Source organism: Eubacterium sp. OM08-24, assembly GCF_003438075.1.
GTDB lineage: Bacteria > Bacillota > Clostridia > Oscillospirales > Acutalibacteraceae > Ruminococcoides.
In genome coordinates this window covers 170,618-195,722 of sequence record NZ_QSTA01000001.1, presented here as the reverse complement: position 1 = coordinate 195,722, position 25,105 = coordinate 170,618, and the positions used below count along the sequence as shown (strand labels likewise).

The 25,105-nt window shown below is 38.4% G+C and carries 23 protein-coding genes and 1 tRNA gene; 7 read left to right on the top strand and 17 right to left on the bottom strand.

The features are described from left to right. Nucleotides 1-263: 263 nt before the first annotated feature. The 9 genes from DXC23_RS00990 to DXC23_RS00950 form a co-directional block, all read right to left on the bottom strand. Nucleotides 264-710 (bottom strand): hypothetical protein, encoded by a 447-nt coding sequence (locus DXC23_RS00990; protein ID WP_117704353.1) that lies wholly within the window; start codon nt 708-710, stop codon nt 264-266. Continuing rightward, on the bottom strand, nt 703-1,260 hold the full coding sequence (locus tag DXC23_RS00985; protein ID WP_158552392.1) for a 3D domain-containing protein: 558 nt from the start codon (nt 1,258-1,260) through the stop codon (nt 703-705). Before DXC23_RS00985 ends, DXC23_RS00990 begins: the two co-directional genes overlap by 8 nt. Continuing rightward, complete coding sequence (locus tag DXC23_RS00980; protein ID WP_117704351.1) at nt 1,226-2,515, bottom strand: DEAD/DEAH box helicase; 1,290 nt, start codon at nt 2,513-2,515, stop codon at nt 1,226-1,228. Before DXC23_RS00980 ends, DXC23_RS00985 begins: the two co-directional genes overlap by 35 nt. Next, nucleotides 2,512-3,396 (bottom strand): Lar family restriction alleviation protein, encoded by an 885-nt coding sequence (locus tag DXC23_RS00975; RefSeq protein WP_117704350.1) that lies wholly within the window; start codon nt 3,394-3,396, stop codon nt 2,512-2,514. The genes DXC23_RS00980 and DXC23_RS00975 overlap by 4 nt, the downstream gene beginning before the upstream one ends. A gap of 21 nt (nt 3,397-3,417) precedes the next feature. Further along, complete coding sequence (locus DXC23_RS00970) at nt 3,418-3,819, bottom strand: helix-turn-helix transcriptional regulator (RefSeq protein WP_158552391.1); 402 nt, start codon at nt 3,817-3,819, stop codon at nt 3,418-3,420. 59 nt (nt 3,820-3,878) lie between these two features. Beyond that, nucleotides 3,879-4,094, bottom strand: a complete 216-nt coding sequence (locus tag DXC23_RS00965) for a helix-turn-helix transcriptional regulator (protein ID WP_158552390.1) — start codon at nt 4,092-4,094, stop codon at nt 3,879-3,881. Nucleotides 4,095-4,117: 23 nt separating this feature from the next. Then, complete coding sequence (locus tag DXC23_RS00960; protein WP_117704347.1) at nt 4,118-4,366, bottom strand: DNA cytosine methyltransferase; 249 nt, start codon at nt 4,364-4,366, stop codon at nt 4,118-4,120. Nucleotides 4,367-4,652: 286 nt separating this feature from the next. Further along, complete coding sequence (dcm, locus tag DXC23_RS00955; protein WP_158552389.1) at nt 4,653-5,354, bottom strand: DNA (cytosine-5-)-methyltransferase; 702 nt, start codon at nt 5,352-5,354, stop codon at nt 4,653-4,655. Nucleotides 5,355-5,479: 125 nt separating this feature from the next. After that, nucleotides 5,480-5,770 (bottom strand): hypothetical protein, encoded by a 291-nt coding sequence (locus tag DXC23_RS00950; protein WP_117704345.1) that lies wholly within the window; start codon nt 5,768-5,770, stop codon nt 5,480-5,482. A gap of 196 nt (nt 5,771-5,966) precedes the next feature. Here DXC23_RS00950 and DXC23_RS00945 point away from each other — a divergent pair, with 196 nt between their 5' ends. The 3 genes from DXC23_RS00945 to DXC23_RS00930 all read left to right on the top strand — a co-directional run bounded on the left by DXC23_RS00945 (nt 5,967) and on the right by DXC23_RS00930 (nt 11,560). Further along, a complete protein-coding gene (locus tag DXC23_RS00945; RefSeq protein WP_117704344.1) occupies nt 5,967-6,386 on the top strand; it encodes a helix-turn-helix transcriptional regulator in 420 nt (139 codons plus the stop codon). Nucleotides 6,387-6,900: 514 nt separating this feature from the next. After that, nucleotides 6,901-7,914, top strand: a complete 1,014-nt coding sequence (locus DXC23_RS00935) for a tyrosine-type recombinase/integrase (RefSeq protein ID WP_117704342.1) — start codon at nt 6,901-6,903, stop codon at nt 7,912-7,914. Between the two features lie 271 nt (nt 7,915-8,185). Further along, nucleotides 8,186-11,560 (top strand): C1 family peptidase, encoded by a 3,375-nt coding sequence (locus DXC23_RS00930; protein ID WP_117704341.1) that lies wholly within the window; start codon nt 8,186-8,188, stop codon nt 11,558-11,560. 651 nt (nt 11,561-12,211) lie between these two features. On the opposite strand, the gene DXC23_RS00925 is transcribed toward DXC23_RS00930, so the two are convergent. The 3 genes from DXC23_RS00925 to DXC23_RS00915 form a co-directional block, all read right to left on the bottom strand. Then, complete coding sequence (locus DXC23_RS00925) at nt 12,212-14,419, bottom strand: polyribonucleotide nucleotidyltransferase (protein WP_117704340.1); 2,208 nt, start codon at nt 14,417-14,419, stop codon at nt 12,212-12,214. A gap of 386 nt (nt 14,420-14,805) precedes the next feature. Then, complete coding sequence (rpsO, locus tag DXC23_RS00920; protein ID WP_022233876.1) at nt 14,806-15,069, bottom strand: 30S ribosomal protein S15; 264 nt, start codon at nt 15,067-15,069, stop codon at nt 14,806-14,808. 203 nt (nt 15,070-15,272) lie between these two features. After that, complete coding sequence (locus DXC23_RS00915) at nt 15,273-15,680, bottom strand: helix-turn-helix domain-containing protein (RefSeq protein ID WP_158552388.1); 408 nt, start codon at nt 15,678-15,680, stop codon at nt 15,273-15,275. Between the two features lie 192 nt (nt 15,681-15,872). On the opposite strand from DXC23_RS00915, the gene DXC23_RS00910 reads away from it, so the two are divergent. Next, a tRNA-Thr gene (locus tag DXC23_RS00910) sits at nt 15,873-15,948 on the top strand. Nucleotides 15,949-18,196: 2,248 nt separating this feature from the next. On the opposite strand, the gene DXC23_RS00900 is transcribed toward DXC23_RS00910, so the two are convergent. Next, nucleotides 18,197-18,469: a T6SS immunity protein Tdi1 domain-containing protein gene (locus DXC23_RS00900; protein WP_158552387.1), complete on the bottom strand. Its 273-nt coding sequence runs from the start codon at nt 18,467-18,469 to the stop codon at nt 18,197-18,199. A gap of 65 nt (nt 18,470-18,534) precedes the next feature. After that, nucleotides 18,535-18,744, bottom strand: coding sequence for a GAD-like domain-containing protein (locus DXC23_RS00895; protein ID WP_158552386.1), 210 nt, complete (start codon nt 18,742-18,744; stop codon nt 18,535-18,537). 294 nt (nt 18,745-19,038) lie between these two features. Here DXC23_RS00895 and DXC23_RS00890 point away from each other — a divergent pair, with 294 nt between their 5' ends. The 3 genes from DXC23_RS00890 (at nt 19,039) to DXC23_RS00880 (ending at nt 21,733) form a co-directional block, all read left to right on the top strand. After that, complete coding sequence (locus DXC23_RS00890; RefSeq protein WP_158552385.1) at nt 19,039-19,758, top strand: LytTR family DNA-binding domain-containing protein; 720 nt, start codon at nt 19,039-19,041, stop codon at nt 19,756-19,758. Further along, a complete protein-coding gene (locus DXC23_RS00885) occupies nt 19,755-21,059 on the top strand; it encodes a GHKL domain-containing protein (protein WP_117704334.1) in 1,305 nt (434 codons plus the stop codon). Before DXC23_RS00890 ends, DXC23_RS00885 begins: the two co-directional genes overlap by 4 nt. Before the next feature lie 131 nt (nt 21,060-21,190). After that, nucleotides 21,191-21,733 (top strand): stage V sporulation T C-terminal domain-containing protein, encoded by a 543-nt coding sequence (locus tag DXC23_RS00880; RefSeq protein WP_117704333.1) that lies wholly within the window; start codon nt 21,191-21,193, stop codon nt 21,731-21,733. A 253-nt stretch (nt 21,734-21,986) separates the two neighbouring features. On the opposite strand, the gene DXC23_RS00875 is transcribed toward DXC23_RS00880, so the two are convergent. The 3 genes from DXC23_RS00875 to DXC23_RS00865 form a co-directional block, all read right to left on the bottom strand. Beyond that, nucleotides 21,987-22,298 (bottom strand): hypothetical protein, encoded by a 312-nt coding sequence (locus DXC23_RS00875; protein ID WP_147329111.1) that lies wholly within the window; start codon nt 22,296-22,298, stop codon nt 21,987-21,989. Nucleotides 22,299-22,373: 75 nt separating this feature from the next. Then, nucleotides 22,374-22,562 carry a FeoB-associated Cys-rich membrane protein gene (locus tag DXC23_RS00870; protein ID WP_117704331.1) on the bottom strand — a complete coding sequence of 63 codons (189 nt, stop codon included), beginning with the start codon at nt 22,560-22,562 and terminating at the stop codon, nt 22,374-22,376. 23 nt (nt 22,563-22,585) lie between these two features. Then, nucleotides 22,586-25,081, bottom strand: coding sequence for a ferrous iron transporter B (locus DXC23_RS00865; protein ID WP_117704330.1), 2,496 nt, complete (start codon nt 25,079-25,081; stop codon nt 22,586-22,588). Nucleotides 25,082-25,105 lie beyond the last annotated feature (24 nt).

Here is a 25,105-nt window from a genome sequence, read left to right as displayed (position 1 = left end):
GGGATAAAAGCAGTTGCAACTAAAATGTGAACCCTTTCACACTTTCCATCAATTTTCACCCTTAAATATCCATTCCCGTCATCATAGGGTTTCAAGACTTTTCCTGTTCTCTTGTTTCGTATTTGCCCCATCCTATTGACCTCATAATTTGGATGATTCAAAATAGGTTTCCACTTTGCCATCAAATCACTTCTTTCTACCTATGATTGAAATAGCAACCAAAGTCACACAGATAATCAATACAACCAAGACTGTTTCTGTCATTACTTTTTACCGCCTTTCACTTCAACTTTAATGTAAGCAGATTTTTTGGAAGTCTTTGAACACTCTGTTGCAATATCCGGATGCAGTTTCTTCAACTTTGCACTATCAACTGAAGTGGATGTGGTTTCTGCAACATAGGTGATATTCAGAATATCAGATTCAAATTTCTTCACACCGTACTGCTCCATTGCTTCTTTCAGTTTGTCCTTCAGTTCCTTTTCCTGTGCTTCAATCTGCTTTTTTGTGGTAACCAAAGATGCAATCTGCTGAAGGACTGCAAGCTGCTGACTTTTGAATGTTTCAAGTGCGGTTTCTTCATCAACTGTGGAACAACCGCATTTTTTGAAATCTTCAGAACAAGCATCCTTGCAGTCTGCAAATTCCGGACAACTGTGACAGCATCCATCAAACTTTCCAAGGGGACAAGTGTTTTCACATTTAATCATTGTTTTCAACCTCTCTTTCAATAAATACTTCTTTATACTGAACCCCAAATTCCAATGCTGCTTGATGGGATTCAAAGTATATATCAATCTTGTTTCCGGTGATTGAACCGCCCCTGTCCTGAACTATGTACCTATGACCATCAATGATGACTTCTGTCCCATAGGGAAGAACACTGATGTCAGCAGCAATGGTCACACCTTCTTTTGCAATGGTCTGATTTGCGGTGTAAACAATAGGTTTTCCACTTTCATCAAGGGTTCTGTTTTCACCCCATTTTCCACAGCACTTGGAACAACCACAGTATGCAGTCAACTTGTATTCACCAAGACTAACTTGTTCAATCACCGGTTCTGTTGAAATAGCAGTTGATGCGGTTGTCTGCTTTATATGTTCAGTTATATCAACAGATGCACCTTCAGCAACCGTTTCCGGAAGTGGTTCATCAATTGCACTGCAACTGACTATGACCAAAATTCCAATGATAACCGTCAATAAACCCGGTAACAGTAATTTGTTAAAACGCTTCTTCATATTTTTTGAATAGTTCATCATCATATTCCTTTCGCATTTTCAAAGTTTCCAAAATATCTTCTTCCACACTGTTTCTGACCATCAGATAGTAATAGAAGCAGTTGTTTTTCTGACCAATTCTGTGAATTCTTTTCTTGGACTGCTCAAAATCTTCAGGATTTTGCGGAAGTGTAAAATAGATGATTTTGTTTGCCTTCTGAAGATTCAGCCCTTTTGCCCCGGCTTGATATTGAACAAAGGTCACTGAATTACTTTGGTTTTCGTATGCAGACAAATCCTTTACAGACCCATTTACAATTGAAATTGGTTTTTCCAAATCCTCAACAATTGCCTTCATTCGTGCCAATTCTTCATTGAAGTTATAGAACACAATCAAGCGGTCATCAGTAGATTCCACAAGGTTCTGAAATGCGGTCAACTTTGCTTTAGAATACTGACCGCAAAGTTGCCTTGCATACATCCTTTTTGTCAGTCTTGTATCACCGATCAGTTTTTTGTCCTCTATGGTCACCACACTGTTCCGCATAAAGTAGCGGAATTCTTTGGTGTTTGTAACCATTACAGGAATGACAATCTGTTCCGGAAGGTCAAACACTTCTTCGGTTTTCATAAAAATGCAACCATACTGTTTCAATTTTGCTTTCAGGCGGTCAACATTCTTGTAACCTACAATGACACGCATCTTGAAACCGCTGTCACCATCTTCAATCCATTCTTCAACTACATATTGCTTGTAAAACAAATCTTTGCTGATGTTCCATCCAAGCAAGTGAAGCTGTGACCACAATTTTTCATACTTGCCACCTGTGGGTGTTCCGGAAAGAAGAATCACATTAGAAGGATTCAATTTGTCAATGAACTTGGTTCTTTTTGCTGATGGATTGGTTATCAGTGAAGATTCATCCAACATCAAGGTGAAGTCTTTCAGCTTCAGAAGGTCAGGTCTACGGAATGACAATTCATAATTGATAATTCCGGATGTCATAGATGCAACTTCCTTGTCCCCGTTCATAACCTGCAAGAAATAATCAAGTTCTTTTTTATCCGTCAGGTCATAAGCATCAAAACCACATATATCAACAAGATGCGTCACCCAATCTTCTATTTTTGATTTTTGGCAAACAAGTAGCAATGGTTTTTTTAATTCCTTTGCCTTTTCCGAACCAACAAAAGTTTTTCCAAGACCCATATCCAAGAAATAACCAACCTTGTTGAACTGCTCTGTTTCCTGAAGTGCTTTGACTTGATGCGGAAATAAATTCACCGCTGTCATACTCGTTTGTTCCAAATTTTCTTGTCAGCAGATGCACAACAGTTGTTGCAGACAACAATATCGGAATCATTGTATTCTGCTTCACCACCGCAGAAAGGGCAAGGTTTCAAATCGTCAGATGTAGGGGTCAGGTCAATGTGTTTCTGACCGATTTCAAGAACTGCAAGGGCAACTTCTCTGTTCTTGGTGTCATCCCATTCATCAATGACCTTCTTGAATTCTTCAACGCTGTAAAGTTCGTATTCAAAGGAAATCTTGATTTCAAGGTGTTTTGTTCTGAACAGTGTCAAAGAATTTGCATATTCACCGATAGGTGTCGCACAGAAGATGTGTTCTGTCGAAAAGACACTTGCATCACCGCAAACCTTGGCATTGCCCCAAACCTTGGCATCACCGTAAACCTCGGCATCACCGCAAACCTTGGCATTGCCCCAAACCTCGGCATTGCCCCAAACCTTGGCATTGCCCCAAACCTTGGCATCACCGTAAACCTCGGCATCACCGCAAACCTTGGCATCACCGTAAACCTCGGCATCACCGCAAACCTTGGCATCACCGTAAACCTCGGCATCACCGCAAACCTTGGCATTGCCCCAAACCTCGGCATCACCGCAAACCTTGGCATTGCCCCAAACCTCGGCATCACCGCAAACCTCGGCATTGCCCCAAACCTTGGCATTGCCCCAAACCTTGGCATTGCCCCAAACCCAAGCCTTTCCATCGTGGGAAAGATTGCTTTCTTTCTCAACGAATCCACCAAGGTCACCTGCTTTGACTTCATCACCGGAAGTGGTTGTGAAGCTGATACAAGCCTTGATTCTGTAAAGGGTTCTTCCGAACCAATTGATTTTCTGTTCAGTAGTAAGTTCAAATTTTTTCATTGTTTTCATTTCCTTTCAAAATTAGATTTCATTTCCTGTGTATTCAGCAAACTTCTTGGGGCTGATGTAATAACGGTATTTTCCGGAAGGCATTAAAACCGCATATCCAAATGGGAACACACCGTTTTTCAACCCCTGTCTGACCATCTGTTTTCCAACCCCCATCAACTTTGCAACAGTTTCAACCGGAAGGTTGTTCAGATGTCCGGAACTGTCGATTTCATCAACAGAACCATTCAACCAATCCACAGACACATCCAAAGCATTTGCAATCATTGACATTCTCAGTGCAGAAGGTGTATTTTTTCCGGACAGGTATTGACTGATTGAAGATTTACCAAGTCCGGTTTTGGATGCAAGGTCAGATTGTGTGACCTTTTGTTCATCCATTGCTTTTTTCAATCTTTCTGAAAAAGCATTCATTTTCATCATCCTTTCTTGATTTGAATTTTGAATTTTGAATTTAACCCTTCGGTAGAATGTCATTCTACTTTGTCAGCAAAAAAAATTGTGTTCAGTTCTTCTGCTGTCAAATGTAGAATTTCACCCAACTTCTTGATTTCAGATGCTTTGAACTCGGACTTGTTATTGACCTTGTAATTGAATGTTGCAATGGTCATTCCAAGCATTTCTGCAATCTGTTCCTGCGTGAATCCTCTTTCAAGAATCACCGCTTTCAGCTTCAAAGTGTTAGTCATTGTTTTTGTCACCATCCTTTCTTTTATACCCAAATTTCATCGTTGTCATCGAACATCTGACAGAAGATAAATTCCAACATTGGAACAGATATTGAATTTCCTGCTAATTTATAAAGTTGTGAATTTGACCTGTCATTTCCGTTGTAAAAGGTTTCATTCAGTGCTTGTTTGACCTTGAAGAAATCTTCATCTGTGAATCCCATCAATCTGAAACATTCTAATGGGGTGTATTTTCGGCATCGTAGGCTTTCATCAATGATGTGCGGTTCCAAGTTACCCCCCCCCCTTGCAGTTTAATGATGGGGAAATGCCTGAAGGGTCATAAACTCTGCCTTGATTTGGGTTGTCCCTATTCTTTGTGGGACACACATTCCCAATCTGAATGATTTGTTTATTTTCGTTCATATTCCACCACCGCATTCATACTTTGATTCCCAAAACTTTTGAAATCTCTTGCAAGAAGTGTGTTTGCAATACTTGTCAAGGAATCAATCTTTGTTGCACATTTACTTAATGTTACACCTTGCCGGACACATACCAAATCCCATTGATGCTTGTCTATTGAACCGTGCCCCCCCCCACCCTGATTGCATTAGAAATCATCTTTTCTTTCAGTTGCGAAATCAATGCTTTTGCCTTTTCATCAGGTATGTAATACTTTTCATCCACTTCTGATTCAAGATAATCATACAAGCATTTCAGAAGTTTTACAGGTTTCGGAAATTCAAAGCGTCCTGTGTCAATGTCCTTTCTAATACTGACAACAATCACCCTTTCACGATGCTGTGCAAGGTCATAATCTTTTGCATCAAGCACCTTCCAATAGTTGTTGTACCCTGCATCAGTAAGGCACTGAAGAACGGTTGCAAATTCATTTTTGAATCTTGGTGAAGTCAAATTCTTGACATTCTCTGCAATGGCAATTTTGGGTTGACAATGCTGAATTACACGCAAAGCATCAAAGAACAAATTTCCCCTTCCTTTTGAATCTTCAAATCCTTCTTGTTTTCCTGCTTGGGAAAACGGTTGACAAGGGAAACCATAAGTTACAAGGTCAATATTCTGTGGAAGTGTCTTTTCATCAACTTTGGTGATGTCCCCAAGGTTCATTGATTCAGGAACATTGTGAATGGCTGAATATGCCTTTGATGCGTATTTGTCAAATTCACAATATGCCACCAAATCAAATGGAATCCCAAGGTTAGTCAAAGCCTTTTCAAAAGCACCTATTCCACTGAACAATGACAGAAGTTTTACCATCTTTTCACCTTCCTTCTTTTTCTGCACTCTGCATTTTGCATCAGGACTTGTGACCTGCATTGGTTGCATTACAGATGGGGAAGGTTGCAGCCTGTCCCCAATATATTGAATCGTGTTTTCATTGTTCAACAATCAAGCATTTCAATTATTTCAGTAACCATACCGCAATCAAAGTGAATTACATATTTTACAGGAAAAACTTCACTTTCATAAGTCAGTGCCATTGAGCCATTCAGAATGGAAGCAAAATCTTCATCTTTCTTGCACTGTTCAGGGTTATTTGTTCCATATCCGTGATGCACTTCAGATGTGAATTTGCAACTGTTGACGATTTTCTTTGCCATACTTTGAAGCTCTTCTTGTTTCATCTTGTTGTGTGTTCCCCAAGATGCCTGTTCATAATGTGTGATTTTCATTATTTCCACCTGTCCTTTCAATGTTTGGGAAGTGTCATTTGGTAGAATTTTGTTCTACCGTGACTAAAGTATTATAGCACAAAGTAGAATGTGTGTCAACCTTTTTTAGAAAATTTTTCTGAAAAAGTTGAAATTCATTCTATTTTGTGCTATAATACAGTAGAATCATATTGTAAGAAAGGATGGTTTTGCATATATGACAACCGGGCAGATTATTAAAATGATGCGTGAAGAAAGGGGGATGACCCAAGAAACACTTGCTGAACTGATGGGATATTCACACAAGTCATCCATAAACAAAATTGAATTGGGCAAAGCAGACCTACCACAGTCCAAAATTATTGCCTTTGCAAAAATATTTGGTGTGACACCTTGTGAAATCATCGGGTATGAACCAACCGCTGCAACGGAAGAACAAAAGAAGATGTGGGATGAAAAGTTGAATGCACATCAGCAACTTCAAACGGAAGTCCAAGTCATTGAATCTGTGCAGAAATTATTTGGAAAAGATTCAGTGAAAATTCTGCAACTGTTCAATACCTTGAACAAATCCGGAAAGACTAAAGCAATTGAAACCCTTGAAGATTTAACAGCAATTCAAAAATACATAAATTGAAAGGTTGATTTAATTATGTTTATTTCATTAGGTAAAATGTTAGGTAAAAGTAAATTCCGCATTGGTGCAGGATTGCGAATCACAAAGACCAATATATGGTGGATGTGGTTAGTTCTTATGTTCGTTTTGATATTCCAAATGATGTGGTATGTCTGTGTCCTGTCCTTTTGGATGATTTATGCAGTCTGCTATGGCATTTATTGGGTTATCAAGAAAATTATTCAGACAATAAAAGGTAACAGGTAACAGGTAACACTTGATATTTATTTGAAAAATTGATTTTTAATAGGTCTGATAATTCATACACCCCTAAAAATAAAAGAATATAGAATGTATGTGTTACCTGTTACCCTGTTACCTATAAAAAGAAAGAACCGGTCAGTGCTGCAACACCAACCGGTTCCGGGTTAAACCCCAAATTCAACGATGAAAACACGAAAAATTCAAGGTGAAATTTGGTATAAATATTATAGCACATTTTGCCTTGAAAATCAATATGGAAAGGTAAAATGCTATGAAGAATCCAAATGGTTATGGTTCTGTTGTTAAATTATCCGGGAACAGAAGAAAACCATATTGTGCAAGAAAGACTTCCGGATGGAATGACAAAGGCTATCCAATTTATAAAGTGATTGGATATTTTGCAGAACGGCAGGAAGCAATGATTGCCCTTGCAGAATACAACAGAAATCCTTTTGATGTGGATTTGTCAAAGATAACAATGAAGGAACTATTTGAAAAGTGGTCAAAAAGGGACTTTTCAAAGATGTCAAAGTCATCTGCATCAAGTCATAAATCAGCATTCAAACACGCATCTGCACTTCATAATGCACCATACAAGAATATCAAAGCCTATCAGATGCAAGAAGTCATTGACAACTGCGGATATGGTTATTCAACCCAAGGTGCAATCAAGAATTTATTTGGTCAACTTGACCGCTTTGCAATGGAATTGGATGTCATCAACAAATGCAATTCAGCATTGATTTCAGCAGCACCAATTCCACCATCAAGCAAAGTTCCATTCACTGAAGATGAAATTACAGCGGTGTGGAATATCTCTGACCAAGAATGGGTGGATTCAGTTTTGTTCTTCCTTTATACCGGTTTCAGAATAGGTGAAATGACAACCATTGAATGTGCCAATGTAAACCTTGAAGAAATGACCATCAAAGGTGGTATCAAGACAAAAGCAGGAAAAGACCGCATTGTTCCAATTCATCCAAAGATTCAAGGCTTTGTCAGAAGCAGAATGTCAGAAGGAAATAAATTCTTGTTTTCATATAAGGGAAAGAAACTGTCAGCAACTCAATATTATATCTTTTGGAATCAGATAATGGAACAGTTGTCAATGTCCCATACACCGCACGAATGCAGACACACTTTCAGGTCAAGATTGGATTCAGCCGGTGCAAATAAAAGGTGTATTGATTTGTTGATGGGGCATACATCAAAGGATGTTGGTGAAAGGGTTTACACCCATAAAACACTTGATGAATTGAAGGACACAATAAATTTATTACTTTGAACAAGTAACAGGTTAGTAACAGAAAAACCCCCAAACCCTATAAAATCAAGGGTTTGGGGGTTTCTTTGAAATATTATATCATACAAAACATAAATATCAATATTATATTTACATTTTTAATTTTGTCATTATTTCGTCATTATATTAATTGTATATTTAATTATGACAAAAACAAACCATTCTTATTTTGTATTAGCATTTGTTCAAAATAGATTGTAAATAAGAAAAATTAATGTTATAATTATCAAAATATAACGCAAAGGAGAATAAAATGAAAAGGTCAATTAAATATATATCCGTTCTGCTGTCGGCACTCATTACGGCAGGCTGCTGTTCAACAGTGTTTTCAGCCGCCACTATTAGCGATTACACCGACTCCGTAAAGGCGATTTACGAAAAGATTGAGGACGGCAAAAAGGTTTTGTATGACGAAAGCAAAAACGAAATTTCGCTTGAAGAGCTTAATGACGATACAGGAAATGCAAAAAACAATCTTCCGAAATCTTACGACTTGAGAGATTACGGCAGGGTGTCAAAGGTGAAAAGCCAAGGCTCTGAGGGCTATTGCTGGGCATTTGCCTCTGTGGCGTCTATGGAGTCGAGCATACTTTCGCAAAGCGAACTCAGAAATAAGATTGGCGAAAACCCGAACGAAAAGCTCGACCTTTCGGAGGCAGGCTTGGTGTGGTACATTCACTCCGGAACAGTTGACAAGGAGTCGCCCTTTTATAATGATTATATAAACGATGCATCAAAGGGCAGCAATGGCGGAGTTTCGGAAACGCTTGCCATTTCCTTAAATTCGGGTTACGGTACATATCCGCAAAGTCTTTGCCCGTATGACAGCATTAAAGACGGATTTTCGGATACTTTAAGACATTACTCCGATTACAGGCTAAAGGATTATAGCGAACTCAGCAACGACCGAGATACATTAAAATCTAAAATAATGGGCGGCGGTGCAATTACCGTTCACTATCCAAGCATAAATGAATGCTATTCATCTGATTTTGCAAACTATTACAGTGACGATACCTGTATTCCAACAAGCGATTCACATTTAATTGTAATTGTTGGATGGGATGATAATTACAGCAAAGATAATTTTACGGGAAAGGTTAAGCCGAAAAATGATGGCGCATGGCTTTGCAAAAACAGTTGGGGCGACCGCTACGGAGATGACGGCTATGTATGGATTTCTTACGATACCGCAAACATCAGCTTTGCTCAGTACATAATGCAGGGAAATGACGCATACGACAACGAATATCAAAACTGCATTGTAACCGACGGTCTTGGTTACAACTATAACGGTGCGGCAAATGTATTCACCGCCGAGTCCGATGAGCAGTTAAAGCAAATCAGCTTTAAGACAATAGGCGCTTACGACTATACAGCCTCGGTCTATGCACTTGACGCTGATTTTACAAATCCAAAAGACGGCAAGCTGCTCACCACATTCAGCGGAAAAATCAACAACAACGGTATCCACTACCTTGATGTAAAGGATAATGTTTACCTCGCCTCAGGTCAGAAATTCTCTGTTGTTATTGAGGCTAATAACGATTCCAGCTTTATGTCTTTTTCAAGCTCGGAGTGTGTGGGCAAATTAAGCAAAGAAAAAAGCGGCTATGTTCTCAGTTCGGGTAAATGGCAGGATGTGATTACACAACAAAAACAAACAAGGGCTTATGCGTCCATAAAAGCATTTACTTCATATACCGATAACAGCGAAACAATCAACAAGCTAAAATCTGCAATTACAGATGCAGAAAACATAGACAAAGACAAAATCAAATATGAGGAATACGCTCAGCTGCTCAACAATCAAATTACTGCATCAAAGGCACTTTTGACCGACACTGCCTGCTCGGTTCAGGATATTAATAACGCTGTTATTCTTTTAAAGTATTATTTCGAAAAAGCTATTGACACTCCGTATGAGATAAACAATATTGACGATTATCTAAAATTGGTTGAAATCAGCAATAAATCGGGATATATTCCGCAAAAAATAAGTCTGAACGCAGACCTTGACTTTTCCGATTACGGCAAAGAGGTATCCCCTATCTGCAATGCCGAGGGCAACTTTTCTTCTGATTTTTACGGCAATAATCACACAATAAAAAACATAAAAATCAGTTCTGTTAGTGCTTACGGAAATACAATGAGCGGCTTGTTTGGCTCATTGCAAAGCGCAAAGATAACAGACCTTACAATAGAAAATGCGGATGTTGCACCTGCAAGCAGGAGCGGCATTCTCAGTGCATATGCTCAATACGCTACAATACTAAACTGCACCGTTAAAAACTGCGTGGTAAATTACGATTACTACTCAAGCACCCAGTCTTCGGGCGCAATCAGCGGCGAGTTTTGGTACTCGGTTGCATCGTACTGCAATGTTGAAAACTGCACAATATACGGTCAATACGCAGGTGAATTAGCTTTTGCAATTCAGTCGATTTTCTCCTACTGCAATCTAAGCAACAATAGGGTTTACGCAACAAACGGATTGTCGGTATTTGACAATGCAAACTCTAAGACGAGCAATCTTTACTTTTTCCCAACACCAGCCAACAGTGATATTTTTGTTGAAATGCAGGACGATTTTATCAGAGTTTCTTCATTGCTCCACACTGTAACAAGCTGTACTTCAGAAACCGTTAAGCTGACCAAATCCGATAAATACTACTATGTTGATAAGAATTCTTTGACGGATAACAATTTTGTACTTTTGAATATTGATTATGTCGACAAAGACAATAACTACAATTACAGAGTTAATCTTAAGGATAAGTCGCTAATTCTTATTTCAATTAACTACACACCGTCCGAAACATTTGAAATTCCGTCAGAATATCTTGGACAGCCTGTAACCGAACTTTCCGAAACTTTCTTAAATTCAACCGACACAAGCAACATTAAAACTCTCATTTTCCCCGACAGTCTTGTTACGCTTGAAAATGTATCAATAAAACAGGTATTCAACCTTGAGAACCTTGTAATCGGAAACGGTATTAAAGAAATTCCCGATAGGTTTGCAAATTATAGGTATAATCTCAAGACTGTAAAGCTCGGAAATAATGTAGAAAAAATCGGTAAAAATGCTTTTGAAAGCTGCGAAGCACTTACAGAAATCAACCTGCCCGAAAGCGTAAAATATATTGATGATTTTGCTTTCACAGGCTGTAGTTTTGAAAAAATATTAATTGGCAAAAATGTTGAATACATAGGAAATAGTGCGATTGGATATTTGAATTATGCGCTCGGCAATAAGAATTATTCAATTATAAAAAATCCGAACTATGTAATTAACGGCTACTCATCAACCGCCGCCGAAAAATACGCAAGCAACAACAAAATTAAGTTTGTAGACCTCAACACACAGTCGCCGGATATGGAGCAAACCTATACTAATATTGACGATTTGATTGCAGGCGACATTAATCTTGACAACAAGGTAGATATTAACGATGTAACACTGTTGCAGAATTTCATAACAGGCAATGTTGAATTTAATGATTTTCAGTATAAAAATTCGGCTGTAACCCACTATTACGAAACAATTTCAGTTAATAATGTAACAGAAATTCAGCGCTACCTTTCAGGCAAAATAGACAGCTTGGAAATATATAGCGTGGGATAATTTAATATTAAAGAAAATGCACCGCTAAGCATAATGCTTTCGGTGCATTTTTAGGTTAAATTATTTTCGGTCGGGCAACAAAGTTAGACAAATGCTAAACCTTCTGTCCCGAATATAAAAGTTTGGTCAGCCCTTTCAAGGTTGTATTTGTGGGCAACGCCCACAAATACTTTATGTTACCGCAAATTTTAATAGCTAAACAGCTTGCCGTTTGGCGGTTTAAACATAACGGCGAAATCCATTAAATTGCGACAGCAACAAAGAAAAAGCACGCTACTAAACTACTAATTTGCCACTTTTCAAGGGCAAATCAGCAACACTCGCAAACTTATTGTGTCCTTTAGAATATTTTTCTCTAAGACTGCTCAAGTGTAACTTTCTTACTCTCAGCCACTCAGTAATCTTGACTTTTATTTTCTGCTAAAGTCTTGAGTAGTCTAAAGTTTGGTTTTTCTATTATATAATTATTACTGTTTACTTATATTTCAAATCAGTGTGCTTTTATTATTTTATGGACTCTGCCCAAACCCGCAACCCTTTAAAAAGGGTTGACCTGAATTTTAGATTTAGTAAGCTAAAATTTATACCATACAAAAACTCCGCTCTGTATTACCAAAGCGGAGTTTTTATAATTATTTTTATTTCAGCAAATTATCTTCTGCCGTTGTTTCTTCTCTCGTTAAAAGGTCTGCGTGGGCGTGGCTTTCTCTCTGTATCTACATCGTTCTCAGGAGTAAGTCCGTCTACATCTATAAGAACCTGACGGCGAGAAAGGTTAAGTCTGCCCTTTTCGTCAATTTCCATTACTTTTACACGAATCACATCGCCAACATTGACAACATCAGTTACCTTGTCAACACGCTTTACATCGAGCTGTGAAATGTGAACAAGTCCCTCTTTGCCAGGTGCAATCTCAACGAATGCGCCAAAGTCCATAAGTCTTGTTACCTTGCCGAGGTACATTGCGCCCGGCTCCGGATCAATAGCAATAGTCTTGATAATCTCAATAGCTCTGTTGCACTTGTCAGCGTCAATGCCCGATACGAATACCTTGCCGTAATCGCCGTCTTCCTCAATGTCAACCTTAACTTCGCACTCAGCCTGAATTTCTTTGATAACCTTACCGCTCTTACCGATAACCTCGCTGATTTTCTCGGCAGGGATTGTAGTTGTATACATCTTAGGAGCATATGGTGAAAGCTCTTTTCTTGGCTCTGGGATAGCCTTGAGCATAACCTCGTCAAGAATGTAGTTACGAGCCTTATGTGTCTTTGCAAGAGCCTCTTTAATCATTTCAGGTGTAAGACCGCTGATTTTAAGGTCCATCTGAATAGCTGTAATGCCATCGTGTGTACCTGCAACCTTAAAGTCCATATCGCCAAAGAAGTCCTCAAGGCCCTGAATGTCAACCATTGTCATCCAACGCTCACCCTCTGTGATAAGGCCGCAAGAAATACCTGCAACAGGAGCTTTAATCGGAACACCTGCGTCCATAAGTGCAAGTGTAGAACCGCAGATAGAACCCTGCGAAGTTGAGCCGTTTGAAGAAAGTACCTCAGATACAAGTCTTAATGCATATGGGAACTCCTCAACAGGCGGAATAACAGGAACGAGTGCACGCTCTGCAAGTGCGCCATGACCGATTTCTCTTCTGCCCGGGCCTCTGCTTGGCTTTGTTTCGCCAACTGAGTAGCTCGGGAAGTTGTAATGGTGAATATAACGCTTTTCTGTTTCGCCGTCAATACCGTCAAGCAACTGCTTGTCTGATACAGGGCCAAGGGTTGCGATTGTGAGAACCTGTGTCTGTCCTCTTGTAAACATACCCGAACCGTGAACTCTCGGAAGTACAGAAACCTCAGATGCGAGCGGACGAATATCGTCCATACCTCTGCCGTCAACACGCTTTTGCTCATCAAGCAGCCAACGGCGAACGATGAACTTCTGTGTCTTGTAAAGACACTCGTCAATAAGAGCCTCACTGTCAGGATAAATCTCGTCAAATTTTGCGTGAACCGCCTCGTAAATAGGCTTTAATCTATCGTCACGAACTGTTTTGTCATCGGTATCAAGAGCAACCTTTACATCTTCCTCAGCAAATGCCTTGATTGCCTCAAACATATCGTGGTCAGGCTCAAGGCTTGCAAACTCAAACTTAGGCTTGCCGATTTCTGCCTTGATATCCTCAATAAACTTAATAATCTTCTGGTTTGCCTCGTGGCCTGCCATAATTGCGTTATACATTTCATCATCTGTAACGCAGTCAGCGCCTGCCTCAATCATAGCAATTCTTGAGCTTGTAGACGCAACGGTAGTAGCCATCTTAGAAACAGCTCTCTGCTCCTCGGTTGGGTTAATGATATACTCGCCGTCAATCATACCGACAGAACATCCCGAAATAGGGCCGTTCCACGGAACATCAGAAATTGAAATTGCGATTGACGCACCAATCATAGCTGTAATTTCAGGTGAGCAGTCCATATCAACGCTCATTACAGTACAAACGATAGAAACATCGTTTCTCATACTCTTGTCAAAAAGCGGACGGATAGGACGGTCAATTACTCGGCTTGTAAGGATAGCCTTTTCAGACGGTCTGCCCTCACGCTTTAAGTAAGCGCCTGGAATTTTGCCTACTGCATACATTTTTTCTTCATAGTCAACTGAGAGTGGGAAGAAATCTACGCCCTCTCTTGGCTTTGGAGATGCTGTAACAGCAACATGAACTGTTGTGTCGCCATAATGCACAAGGCAAGCACCGTTTGCAAGCTGTGTCATTTTGCCTGTTTCAACCTTTAAAGGCCTGCCGGCAAATTCTGTTTCAAACACTCTGTATTTGTCGAATGTCATTAATCTGTTCATTGTAAAAATCCTTTCTGAAATCAGTGATTTCTTTAATAATATCTTGCGGATTTTCACGCTGTTTTAGCAATAAAACCGATAAAAAATTATTCTGTAATAACGCTATTTAAAAACTTAACATACTTTAAGCCTTCCACTCGAGTGGAAGATGACATTTTCCGTAGAAAATGTCAGATGAGGTGTCGCCGTTTACAGCACTTTACTAAGTAAGTTTTGACTTAAAATAACTATTAACGAGTTCTAAACTTTAGCCACAACTTTAGACAAAGAACTCCAAAATAAGATTTTTTACGATTTTTTACCCGTTTTACCGCTAAAATACAGCTGAGAAAATTTACGCAAAAACGGAATTTAGGGCAAGCTGACGCTTGCCCTGATTTGCAAAATTACTTACGGATACCAAGTCTTGCAATGATAGAACGGTATCTCTCGATGTCTACCTTGATGAGGTAGTTGAGAAGACTTCTTCTCTGACCAACCATCTTAAGAAGACCTCTTCTGCTGTGATGGTCTTTCTTGTGAACCTTGAGGTGCTCGGTAAGGTCATTAATTCTCTTTGTAAGGAGAGCAATCTGTACCTCAGGAGAACCTGTGTCGCCTTCGTGAGTAGCGTACTCGGCCATGATAGCCTGCTTTTCTTCTTTTAACATTTGCGTTTCCACCTTTATAAAATATTTCGCCAACCGTCCCAGAGTAAGGCTGTGAAAATCCGAAATACGGCTTAACCCTTGTTCCGAGGCAGTGGTCAACAAATTGATTATAACACAAAGGAAATTAAATGTAAAGAAAAATTTGCAAAAAACTTAGTATTTTTGCTGTTTGCCCACCAAAAAAATCAGCAAAAGCTCAAAGATTAATCGGAATTTTCATCAGAACCTTTTGCCTTTTCTCTCTTTACCCTTTCTTTTGCGCTGTCAAGGATACTTTTCTTGTCTTCATCAGACATCACCCTGTACGCAATCACAAGCATCTTTTCATCATTTGAAAGATTATTGAGCCTAAACTCGTTATCAAACGGATCCTGAACCACCGGAGTAAGCTTGCCCTTGCCGAGGAGCGTGTTGTAATCAACGCCAAAGATAGAAACAATTTTGCCGAGAACCTCATGGCTCGGCTCAGAAACGCCAGTTTCGTACTTTGTGTATGTGGTTCTGTTAATATTTAAAATATCGGCAACCTGCTGCTGAGTAAGATGGCAACTCTCACGATGCAATTTAAGTCTTAGCGCAAAAGAATTGTTTTTTCTTTCGTGATTAGTCAATTTTACACATCCTTTGTATATAAAACATAAATGAATTATTAATATTTTTTCATATATTTTTATTATAATACAAAGTAGTTTTAATTTCCACAAATGTGAATATAAATCACTGCAAATATTATTTTTAATATTCTCCCTCAGGTCTTGAATTTTTTAAATTTCGGTTGTATAATAGATGTGTATTCACATTTTGCTGGTGTGGCGCAGTTGGTAGCGCAACTGATTCGTAATCAGTAGGTCGACAGTTCAAGTCTGTTCACCAGCTCCAAAGCAAAAACCGCATAACCAAGCCGTTTTTTAGGCGTTTGGGTGCGGTTTTTCTTTTTATATTTATCGCAAAACACCGCCTAAAACTGCTTTAAATTTTAAAAATGTTAGTCAGCTTGTTAAATAATTTCAAGCTAAATGAGGTTCTTATCTGCTTGTTCAATACAATTTTTACATCAGGGACAATCGGCAATTATTACAGATATTTTCTTTTCAACTCAACTACCTATCTTTATTAGAAGTGCTAAATTCTGAAAGCAAGCTGTTTTAATTCTTTTTAAGTATTAAAAACAAGTTGAAAGCAAGTTAAAATAACAAAACCGCCCTTTTTACGGAGCGGTTTTAGTATCTTTTTGCTTTTCTGTCAGATAATCACTAAAAAAGTGATTCGTCTAATAAAAGTATTGAAAATGGGAGAGTTTTGAGTCATCTTCATAACCCGGACATTCGGGTTCATAACTCAACACATCAAAGCCTAATTTTTCACATATGCTTTTAGATGTTATTTTCATAAAAGCATCTCCAAAATTATTTATAATATTAATGCTTACGCCAAGCGCTTGTTTGATGCGTGGATTTTTAATACAAGTAATTTACAGCAAACTTTCTCAATTTTATCAGGGGTACAGCTGAAAAGGTTTCCGTACTCCGCCATATTTCTGAAATCTATTCTATTGACAACTAACTTGTTGTTGGTGTATAATATAGGTGAAAAGGAACGGCTTTAGCTGTTTCGCTTACAATAGGTTTAATTTTTTAACTTAACCGTCTTGTGCTGCAACACAGGGCGGTTATTTCTTTTTTATGTTCTTTATGATTTCATTTACTGCTGATAATACAACAGCGAATGTAAGTAATAAAATTACATCAGTCATTAAGACACTCACCCCCTTTCGCAAGGGAGCTGAAACAGCCGCCACCGTTCCTTTACGAGTATTATTATAGCATACTTATTTTTAAGTTCATAGTATAATTTTATATAAATATTTGTACTTAAAAACTTTATAAACCGAGTGACAACTTTTATTAGAGCCGCTTTTTCCCAAAAGAAAGCTTTATAGTATGCTAAACTTTTTAAAATAGCGTCACTACTCAACAGTCAGCATAGATCCATTTAAGTTCTTTATACTCTATATAGCACAAAACAGACCGCTGGCAAACGGTCTGTTTTGTATTGTGTGTTTTATGAAAATGAAGCCCGTTCGTAACAGGCACATTTCAACTATGTTACGGTAACTATATATAGTTACTACTCTATTATTATACTTAAAATCACCACAAAATCAAGGGCTTATTGCTGTTTTTGTAGGAATAGTAAAGTAAAAAGGCAAATTGCACATAAATTGCAAGTAAAGTTTGTTTATTAATTTTTTCGATTTTTTGAATTTTTGACCAAAACAAACAAATATTTTTTGCTTTGTGTTCGACTTTTTGGATTTTGGCGAGTTTTGATTATAAAGGTTCTTTATCAAAAGTTGGTTAAAATATGGTTTAGCATACTTTCGGTCGGGCATCAAAGTAAGACAAATGTTAAACTTTCCAACCTTTCAAAAAGTTTGGTCAACCTTTTTGAAAGGTTGTGGGTGTGGGCAACGCCCACAAATACTTTATGCTATTGTAAATTTTGATAGGCAAACGGCTTGGCCGTTTGGCGGCTTGAACACAACGGCGAGAGCCTTTTAAAACGAAAGCATAATAAAAAAAGCCACGCTACTAAAACTACTAATTTGCCACTTTTCAAGGGCAAATTAGGCACACACGCAAACTCTTGTTTCCTTTAGAATATCTTTTCTCTACTGATACTCAAGTGCAACTTTCTTGCTCTCTGCCACTAATTAGTCTTTACTTTTGCTTTCAGCTAAAATCTTGATTAATCTAAAGTTTAGTTATTCTACAATATAATTGCAACTGGTTCTTTTTTTATTAAAATTAGTATGTTTTTATTATTTTATGGGCTCTGCCCAAACCCGCAACCCTTTAAAAAGGGTTGACTGAAATTTTTAATTTATTAAGCTAAACTTTGTGTGTTAAACCACAATTTATTAATATTACCCCCACATTTGCAAAAAGATTATAAAAGCATAAAAAAGTGGCACCTACACAAAGCGCAGATACTACTAAAACATATGAGGTACTATCAAATTTAGGTTTAAATCTCGTTGTCTGACATCTTGTTCCCTCTCTCTTTAAATAACATATTGCCGATTACTCACTTAACAATAAACTGCAAGATGTCAGACATAACGGATTTACATTATTGTGCCCGAATACGAATTTATCAGCGCTATATGCTCTTGTATCTGAACTTTTTTCAGACTTTCGGTGGTGTGCTTGCCACCGAGCGCTAATAAGGTGGTATCGCCAAAGCACTCTTTATACAACAACATTCCATGTTCGTTAATAGCTTTATAATACTGATTTAAGGAAAAAAATTCGTTAACAAAGCTCCTGTCTGTAAGGCGGCTTAAAAAGAAATCAAAATCCTTTAGCAGCAGCTCAAATTTTCCGTAGCGATAATACAAAATGCCTATGTATTCGCCACTTTCGAGTGTGATAATATCACCAAAAGCAGTTACAAAAATAGGAACTACTTTTTGTAGGTACAGCAGGTGCTGTCTACAATGCTTTGATAATCATCGGGATTAATAACCTTTATATATCCGTTCATAAAGGTGCCCAATCCGTGTTTTTCCCAGATTGAGATCAGAATTTTTGGAATTATATTCTTGAACTTGTTAATAACGCTGTCATTAACCTTTGAATAAGAAATAAAATCGTTTAATGCAACTGTATTCAAGAGTACTCCTCCCTTTTTATTAACCTCCGTACCATTGTTACATAGCACCGCATCACTTCATACACCATATCGTAGGTGTATGAAGTTGCTGTGAAGTGCCATAATCAAAACCTCTAAATACAAAACTTCTAAATTTGTACTTGTTTTTCCTTTATTTACCATCTGTATTCTATCACGAGAAAAGAGGTTTGTTACAATTTCGGCAAAAACGCATTAAAAAAAGTCAAAAGTGATGATTTTTATATGACAAATTCGATTTTTTGTTGTATAATACCTTTTAAGGGAGGAATTTTTTTGCTTAATATTCTGCTTTGTGATGATAACAAATTAATTCTCGAACAGGTTAGTTCGCTTATTAACAAACTGCAAAAAAATTATAAAATGCAGTTCAATGTGGATATGCGCACCTGCGGAGATTTTATTTTTAAAGAAAAACACTCATACGACATTGCCATTGTTGACATTCAAATGCCGTCTGTAAACGGTCTTGAAGTATCGGAAAGATTGAAAATGCTCAATTCCGACATAATAATTATGATTTTAACCTCGTACCCCGCTTATCTTGACAGCGCAATGAAAATTCAGGTTTTCAGATACCTTTCAAAGCCGATTGATACCGAGAGATTTAACAGAAATTTTCTTGAGGCGGTTGAGTATTACAAGAAAATCAGCAAGAGCATTATTATAGAAAAATACGATGAGATTTTTACCGTAAAAACGAAGGATATTCTATATATAGAAAACAGAAAGCACGGCTCGCTGATTGTTACAAAGGACAAATCCTACGAAACCAACAAAAAGCCTGCCGAATGGTACGAGATAATTAATCAGCCAAACTGCTTTATTCAGTCGCACAAAAGCTACCTTGTAAATCTTCAGAATGTTACAAACTTTGACAAAAGCTCAATAACCTTTGAAACCGACGACGGAAACTTGGTGGCTCATTGCATTTCTCAAAGAAAATATGCCGAGTTTAAAAAGGCTTTCTTTGATTTTGCGGGAGGTATTGTATGACAATATTCTGTTACGCAACGGTGCATATTTTCGAGGCAATTATTTCTTACATATTTTTCTCAAACAAATTCACGTCAAAGCTAAACAACAATGCGATGTTTTTGTGCTTTTTTTCATCATCGTTGGTGCAATTCATAATAAACCTTGTCAGCGACAATAATTTTACAAATTTAATCGGATTTATTGCCTGTAACATACTGCTTTGCATTTTCTGCTTTAATACAAATATTTTTCAATCAATTTATGCGACAATTCTGCTTACATCCATAATGTTCATTACAGAAATGTGCGTACTGTTTCTTGCAATGATAATTTTTAAAATTGATTTTTCAAATATTGAGAGCAATAGTATGACTTTTGTACTTGTAAGCGGAAGTTCAAAACTGTTATTCTTCTTTGTAGCATATTTTGTTTCAAAACTCTCTATTAAAGAAAATAAGGAAAATTTAAAGCTCAACAAAACAAATATGCTTTTCTTTCTACCGATGGCATCTATTCTTATTATGGGCGGAATGTCATACATTGCCCTTAAATACGAGCTTGACGAGTATGCATATATACTTTTTGTGGTGGGTACAATTTTATTGATGTACTCAAATATTGTGGTTTTTCTTGTTCACGAAAGCGTACTGCAAACTCAGGCTGAAAACACTTCTTTGAAACTTCAAAAGCAAAAATCCGAGATTGATACAGAGTATTACTCGATTCTGCAAAATCAATACGAAAACTCAAACATACTTATTCACGATATAAAGCGCCACCTGTTGTCTATAAAAGAGCTTTCAAACGAAAAGGACTTTGAGGGCATTAACAAATATATAGATAACCTATACGAAAACTATCAAATCAAGTATTTGAGAATATACAGCGACAACAAGCTGATAAACGCAATCATAAACAGATATATGAACACCTGCAAAGACAAAACGATTGATTTTTACTGCGATATTCGTGATATTGATTTTTCGTTTATGTCTGATAACGATATAACCTCTCTGCTTGACAACCTGCTTGAAAATGCCATTGAGGCTACACAAAATGCAAACAATAAGAAAATTGAGCTGACTGTAAAGCCGATAAACACAAACTATATCGTAATCAACGCTTGGAACTACTGCTCCTCTGCGCCTAACCTAAAGGACGGCAAACTGCAAACAACTAAAAGCAATAAATTTATTCACGGCTACGGAATTAAGAGCATAGAGCGAATTGCAAAGCAATATGACGGCAATGTAAGCCATAGCTTTAACCCCGATGAAATGAAATTTACACTTTCTGTTGTGTTGAAAATTAAAGAATAAACACTGTATGCACCGTAAAGCTGATAATACGGTGCATATTTTATTTTTAAACGGCGGTATAAATGCAATTATAATTCAAACAATATTAATGCAATATTTTGCAAATATTACAAAATAAGGGGAGATTTGATATGAAAGCAACAGGTATTGTAAGAAGAATAGACGACCTCGGTCGTGTTGTTATACCAAAAGAAATCCGCCGCACTCTTCGTATTCGTGAGGGCGACCCACTTGAAATATATACTGCTACCGATGGCGAGGTTATATTCAAAAAGTATTCGCCTGTCGGGGAACTCTCGGCTTTTGCGTCACAATATGCGGATGTTTTGTCGAGGGTGAGCGGTTTGCCTGTTATTATATGCGACAAAGACCATGTGATTGCCGCCTCGGGAGTTTCTAAGCGAGAAATGCTTGAGCGCAGGGTATCCTCGGTTCTTGAAAACTATATGGAAAACAGGAAAAGCTACACTGCCACGCAAGCTACAATCGGCGATATTCAGCCTGTTGAGGGTGTGGAACATCGGGCGGCAGTTATTTACCCTATTATAGCCGCAGGCGATGTTACAGGTGCGGTTGTAATGCTTATGAGCGAAGATAATAAAATTCCAACCGAAACTGAGGTAAAACTTGCACACTCAGCTGCCGCATTTCTCGGAAAGCAGATGGAGGAGTAAATTATGGTTATCGCACAAAGTTTAGTTTAATAAATTCAAAATTCAGGTCAACCCTTTTTAAAGGGTTGCGTGTTTGGGCAGAGCCCATAAAATTATAAAATTGCACTGATTTTCAATAAAAAACAAACAGTTGCAATTATTTATATAGAATAACTAAACTTTAGAGTAATCAAAATTTTTAGATAAAACAAAAGTTAAGAATAATGAGTGGCAGAGAGTAAGAAAGTTACACTTTAGTCAAAGTAGAGTAAAGTTATTCTAAAGGACGCAAAAAATTTTTGTGAGTGACTAATTTGCCCTTGAAAAGTGACAAATTAGTAGTTATAGTAGCGTTGCTTTTTCTTTTGTTGCTGTTGCAGAGGCTTTCGCCATTATATTCAGCCACCAAACGGCAAGCCGTTTGGATATCACTAATTTGAGATAATTGAAAGTATTTGTGGGCGTTGCCCACACCCACAACCTTTGAAAAGGTTGACCAAACTTTTAACTTCGGGCAGAAAGTGTAGCGTTTGCCGTACTTTGTTTCCCGACCGAAAGTACGGCAAACCATTATTAATGCTGCCACACATTTATAACAGAACCAAAAAACAACCGTACAAACATAATTAAATGAATGTACGGTTGTTTTAGTTGTGATTAATTATTTATGTGTGTTAGGGTGGCATTTGCCTGCCATTGCACAGGATGCACATCCGCAGCCGCAGCTGCCACAAGAAGATTTGCCCTTTTTCTTTGCCCTAAAGTGGCTGATGATAATTGCCGCTACAACAGCAATAACTATAAGCAAAACAACTATTGTACCAAGATTATTGGCTAAAAAAGTAAGCATATACATCCTCCCTATCTATTTTATTAGCCCTTTACTTTAACATTGGTTTTCAATGTATTTGCCTCTTTGTATGGTCTTACAAGCATATAAATCATAAATGCAAGTACCAAAACCGCAAAAATAAGACCGATAACATTTACATTGCCTGTAAAGAGTCCGCCAAACTGGTTAATCATAAGAGCGATTGCATAAGCAAATACGCACTGATAGCCTACTGCGAAACAAGTCCACTTAGCGTTGTTCATCTCTCTCTTCATAGCACCGATAGCCGCAAAGCAAGGAGCGCAGAGGAGGTTGAATACGAGGAATGAGAAACCGCTGATTGCTGTAAATGCAGCGCCGATTTCTGACCATCCGCCCGGATAAAGAATACCCATTGTACCAACGATATTCTCTTTAGCAACAAGTCCTGTAACAGATGCAACGGCAGCCTGCCAATTGCCCCAACCAAGCGGAGTAAAGATCCAAGCAATGCAGTTACCGATAGCGGCAAGAATTGAATTGCTGATCTGATCCTCTGAAAGCATCTGGAACTGACCGTCAACAAATCCGAAGTATGTTGTAAACCAAACAAGGATTGTTGAAAGAAGAATGATTGTACCGGCCTTTTTAATGAATGACCAGCCACGCTCCCACATTGAACGGAGAAGATTGCCTACTGTTGGGAGATGGTAAGCCGGAAGTTCCATAACGAATGGAGCAGGATCGCCTGAGAAAATCTTTGTCTTCTTAAGCATAATACCTGAAACTACGATTGCAGCCATACCGATAAAGTAAGCTGATGTAGCTATCCATGGTGATCCATTAAAAATAGCACCTGCGATCATAGCAATGAACGGCATTTTTGCACCGCAAGGAATAAATGTTGTTGTCATAATTGTCATACGGCGGTCACGCTCGTTTTCAATAGTACGAGATGCCATAATACCCGGAACGCCGCAGCCTGTACCAACAAGCATTGGAATAAACGACTTACCCGAAAGTCCGAACTTACGGAATACTCTGTCGAGTACGAATGCGATACGAGCCATATAACCGCAACTCTCAAGGAATGCAAGGAGTAAGAAGAGTACGAGCATCTGCGGTACGAAACCGAGAACCGCACCTACACCGGCTACGATACCGTCAAGGATAAGACCGTTGAGCCAATCGGCACAATTAATAGCGTCAAGTCCGTTGCCGATAAGAACAGGAATACCGGGAACCCAAACACCGTATGTGCTTGCGTCAGGAGCGCCGTAAGCCTCTTTGTAATCTGTATTGAGATAATTGTCTACTGCCTCCTGCAGCTGAGCCTTTGTTGTATTAGGAGTTTCAGTTACCTCAAGTGTTTCTTCATCTTCAACAGAATAAGTAACATTTGCATCGGCAGGAGTTAATGTTACAAGCTGAGAGAGCGCTGCTTTTGCTGCGTCTTCAGAATAATTTTCATCTTCAAGGTCAACGGCAGCTGCAATGTCATCATTACCGTACTGCTCATTGAAAGCCTCGATAATTGCGTCTGAATCGCCGTAAGTTTCTTCAGCCTCTTCTGTCTGAGAAGAACCAATACCAAACAAATGCCAGCCGTCACCGAACAAGCCGTCATTCGCCCAGTCTGTTGCCATTGTACCTATTGTCTGCATTGAAATATAGTAAACAAGGAACATAATTACCGCAAAAATCGGAAGACCAAGCCAACGGTTTGTAACAACCTTATCAATCTTGTCTGATGTTGAAAGGCTGCCCTTGCTTTTTTTCTTGTAGCAAGTCTTAATAATGGTAGCTATGTAAACATATCTTTCGTTTGTAATAATGCTTTCGCTGTCATCGTCAAGCTCTTTTTCGGCATTTTCGATGTCAGTTTCAACATGCTTTTTGATTTCATCGCTAAGGTTGAGCTTTGCCATAACCTTATCATCACGCTCAAATACCTTGATAGCATACCATCTCTGCTGCTCTTCAGGCATTTCGTGAACTACTGCCTCTTCAATATGAGCAATAGCGTGTTCAACCACACCGTTGAATGTGTGCATAGGAACAGTTTTGGTGTTTTCGGCAGCGTCAATCGCAGCCTCGGCAGCCTCCATAATACCTGTTCCCTTTAAAGCAGAAATTTCAACAACCTTGCAGCCAAGCTCTTTAGCAAGCTCCTTGGTGTCGATCTTATCTCCGCTCTTCTTTACAACATCCATCATATTGATGGCAACAACAACAGGAATGCCAAGCTCGGTAAGCTGTGTTGTAAGGTAAAGGTTACGCTCAAGGTTAGTACCGTCTACAATGTTAAGAATTGCGTCAGGTCTTTGCTCAATAAGATAGTTACGAGCAACTACTTCTTCAAGTGTGTAAGGAGAAAGTGAGTAAATACCCGGCAAGTCCATAATTACAACATCGTTGTGCTTTTTGAGCTTACCCTCTTTCTTCTCAACAGTAACGCCCGGCCAGTTACCAACAAATTGGTTTGAACCTGTAAGAGCGTTAAAAAGGGTGGTTTTACCGCAGTTAGGATTACCTGCAAGTGCAATTTTAATACCCATTAATGTCTTCCTCTCATAAATTAA

Excerpts from the sequence above, each read along its gene's own strand:
- DXC23_RS00885 (WP_117704334.1), top strand. The coding sequence starts at position 19,755 with ATGACAATATTCTGTTACGCAACGGTGCATATTTTCGAGGCAATTATT.
- DXC23_RS00980 (WP_117704351.1), bottom strand. The coding sequence starts at position 2,515 with ATGACAGCGGTGAATTTATTTCCGCATCAAGTCAAAGCACTTCAGGAA.
- DXC23_RS00935 (WP_117704342.1), top strand. The coding sequence starts at position 6,901 with ATGAAGAATCCAAATGGTTATGGTTCTGTTGTTAAATTATCCGGGAAC.
- DXC23_RS00945 (WP_117704344.1), top strand. The coding sequence starts at position 5,967 with ATGACAACCGGGCAGATTATTAAAATGATGCGTGAAGAAAGGGGGATG.
- DXC23_RS00950 (WP_117704345.1), bottom strand. The coding sequence starts at position 5,770 with ATGAAAATCACACATTATGAACAGGCATCTTGGGGAACACACAACAAG.
- DXC23_RS00880 (WP_117704333.1), top strand. The coding sequence starts at position 21,191 with ATGAAAGCAACAGGTATTGTAAGAAGAATAGACGACCTCGGTCGTGTT.
- DXC23_RS00975 (WP_117704350.1), bottom strand. The coding sequence starts at position 3,396 with ATGAAAAAATTTGAACTTACTACTGAACAGAAAATCAATTGGTTCGGA.
- DXC23_RS00865 (WP_117704330.1), bottom strand. The coding sequence starts at position 25,081 with ATGGGTATTAAAATTGCACTTGCAGGTAATCCTAACTGCGGTAAAACC.
- dcm (WP_158552389.1), bottom strand. The coding sequence starts at position 5,354 with ATGGTAAAACTTCTGTCATTGTTCAGTGGAATAGGTGCTTTTGAAAAG.
- rpsO (WP_022233876.1), bottom strand. The coding sequence starts at position 15,069 with ATGTTAAAAGAAGAAAAGCAGGCTATCATGGCCGAGTACGCTACTCAC.
- DXC23_RS00970 (WP_158552391.1), bottom strand. The coding sequence starts at position 3,819 with ATGAATGCTTTTTCAGAAAGATTGAAAAAAGCAATGGATGAACAAAAG.
- DXC23_RS00925 (WP_117704340.1), bottom strand. The coding sequence starts at position 14,419 with ATGAACAGATTAATGACATTCGACAAATACAGAGTGTTTGAAACAGAA.
- DXC23_RS00965 (WP_158552390.1), bottom strand. The coding sequence starts at position 4,094 with ATGACTAACACTTTGAAGCTGAAAGCGGTGATTCTTGAAAGAGGATTC.
- DXC23_RS00990 (WP_117704353.1), bottom strand. The coding sequence starts at position 710 with ATGATTAAATGTGAAAACACTTGTCCCCTTGGAAAGTTTGATGGATGC.
- DXC23_RS00870 (WP_117704331.1), bottom strand. The coding sequence starts at position 22,562 with ATGCTTACTTTTTTAGCCAATAATCTTGGTACAATAGTTGTTTTGCTT.
- DXC23_RS00985 (WP_158552392.1), bottom strand. The coding sequence starts at position 1,260 with ATGAACTATTCAAAAAATATGAAGAAGCGTTTTAACAAATTACTGTTA.
- DXC23_RS00930 (WP_117704341.1), top strand. The coding sequence starts at position 8,186 with ATGAAAAGGTCAATTAAATATATATCCGTTCTGCTGTCGGCACTCATT.